The sequence below is a fragment of the Microbacterium sp. ISL-103 genome (assembly GCF_018613995.1).
Classification (GTDB): Bacteria; Actinomycetota; Actinomycetes; order Actinomycetales; family Microbacteriaceae; genus Microbacterium.
The window spans coordinates 1-2,059 of record NZ_JAGGPD010000436.1 but is presented as its reverse complement, the minus strand read 5'-3'; the positions used below and the strand labels follow the sequence as shown (position 1 = coordinate 2,059).

Annotated in this window: 2 protein-coding genes and 1 pseudogene; 2 read left to right on the top strand and 1 reads right to left on the bottom strand. The window is 68.7% G+C overall.

What is annotated here, in order from left to right:
• Positions 1–771, top strand: a pseudogene (locus J7E68_RS15240) (MFS transporter); the annotation flags it as partial.
• Positions 772–860: 89 nt separating this feature from the next.
• Positions 861–1,319, top strand: a complete 459-nt coding sequence (locus J7E68_RS15235) for a GyrI-like domain-containing protein (protein WP_215173998.1) — start codon at positions 861–863, stop codon at positions 1,317–1,319.
• Between the two features lie 27 nt (positions 1,320–1,346).
• Here J7E68_RS15235 and J7E68_RS15230 read toward each other — a convergent pair whose 3' ends face one another.
• The gene (locus J7E68_RS15230) at positions 1,347–1,565 is read right to left on the bottom strand and encodes an SCO4848 family membrane protein (RefSeq protein ID WP_215173996.1); all 219 of its coding nucleotides are present in this window, start codon (positions 1,563–1,565) and stop codon (positions 1,347–1,349) included.
• Positions 1,566–2,059: the final 494 nt, after the last annotated feature.

Here is a 2,059-nt window from a genome sequence, read left to right as displayed (position 1 = left end):
GTCGCCGGACCCGCCGTGGATCCGGCGGATGGTCTGGGATTCACCGCGGATGCAGCGCAGGATGCTGTCGCGATGGATGCCGCGGAGGATGCCCTCGCATCGGATGCCGGTGCGGCGCCGGCGAGGACCAGTGCCTGGGCCGAGCTGCGCGAAGGGTTCGGCTGGCTGCTCTCGCGCCCCGACCTCGGCGGCGTGCTGCTGATCATCACGATCATCAACCTGGGCTTCAACGCGGCGATCACCACCGTCATCTACGCACTGCAGCAGGACGGATACTCCGAGCTGCTCATCGGGTCTCTCAGCGCAGCCATCGGCGCCGTCATGCTCGTGGGGGCCGTCGTCGCCCCGACCCTCGTGCCCCGCATCCGTGCCGGGGTGCTGGCGATCAGCGGCCTCACGGTCGTCGCCGTGGGCACGATCGTGCTGTCGATGGTGACCCAGCCGTGGGCGATCGTCATCGTGCTGGGGGCCTCGGTGCTTCTTCTTCCGGCTCTGAACGCGGGGATGATGGGCTACTTCATGGTCGCGACCCCCACCCAGCTGCTCGGTCGAGCCAACAGCGCCGCCGCGGTGCTGGGCATGGGTGCGATGCCCCTCGCGCCCCTGATCGCCGGTTTCGGTCTGACCTGGATCGGACGCGAGCGGACGATCCTCGTCTGTGCGGCACTGTGCGTGATCGCGGTCGCGCTCGCCCTGGGCAACCGCGCGCTGCGCGCCCTGCCCGTCGAGTCCCGGTGGGCCGAGCACGCCACGCAGTACGAAGCGCCCTGAGGCGTTCGCCCGTGTCACGCCACCTCTGGCCGATGTCCGCGGCCCTGCGTAGGATCGGCGGCACGCACCCACGACCTGAGGAGACGACGATGTCCGCCGAGCAGATCACCGAGAAGCCGCTTCCCTATGTCCGCCTCGCGGCTCTGACCCAGACCGTGGCCACGCAGCCCGAGGTCGCAGCCGTCGTGGGTCCGCTGTTCGATCAGGTCGCCGACGCGATCGTGGCATCGGGCGGAGAGCCCGGCCTGCCGATCGCCGAGTACGACATGGACAAGCACGGCGTGCGCATCACGGTGGGCTTCACCTACGACGGTCCCGCGATCGACGACCTCGTGATCGTCGAGCTGCCCGCCGTCGACTCGGCATTCACCGCCACGCACCTCGGGTCCATGGCGACGATCGACGACAGCTGGCACGAGGTGAACGAGGCGATCATCGCGCAGGGAGCCGAAGCGCAGGGGGCGTGCCGCGAGGTCTACCTGCAGTCCGAGTCCGAAGACCAGGCGGACTGGATCACCGAGCTTCAGCAGCCGATCGTCCGCAGCTGAGCGCCGGGGCTGTCGGGTCGCTTAGTGTCAGAGCGCGCCGGTGAGCGCGGCGATGCCGACCAGCACCGAGACCAGCGCGAGCACGAGGGCGATCGCGATCAGCACCGCGTGCACCTTGAGGAAGGTCGTGGCCTTGCCGTCGGCATCCCGTGCGCGCGGGTCGGTGGCGACGCGCTTGTAGAAACGCGGCCACACCACCACGTTGAAGGCGGCGTTGAGGAAGAGGACGACGGCGAGAACGATCACCTCTCCACGGTAGTGTCCGCGCCTCTCCCTCCGCTGCGCCGTCCTGAACCCCACCCCCGGCTCCCGCATCCCCCCGAACCCCGGCATCCCGGCCCCGGAACCCTCACCCCGAGCCGAATGCAGGCCCAAATCACAGATGCAGGCCCAAATCACGGTTTCCGGTCCTGCATCCGTGCATCCGTCCTGCATCCGTACATTCGTGCATCCCTGCATCCGTGCATCCGTCCTGCATTCGGCACCCGGCAGCCCCCGCACCTGCACCCGCCCCCGGCAACCGCATCCTGGCCCCACACCGAATGCAGGCCCGAATTACAGATGCAGGCCCAGAACACGGTTTCCGGTCCTGCATCCGTGCATCCGTCCTGCATTCGTACATCCCTACATCCCTACATTCGTGCATTCGTGCATCCGTCCTGCATTCGGCACCCGGCAGCCCCCGCACCTGCACCCGCCCCCGGCAACCGCATCCTGGCCCCACACCGAATGCAGGCCCG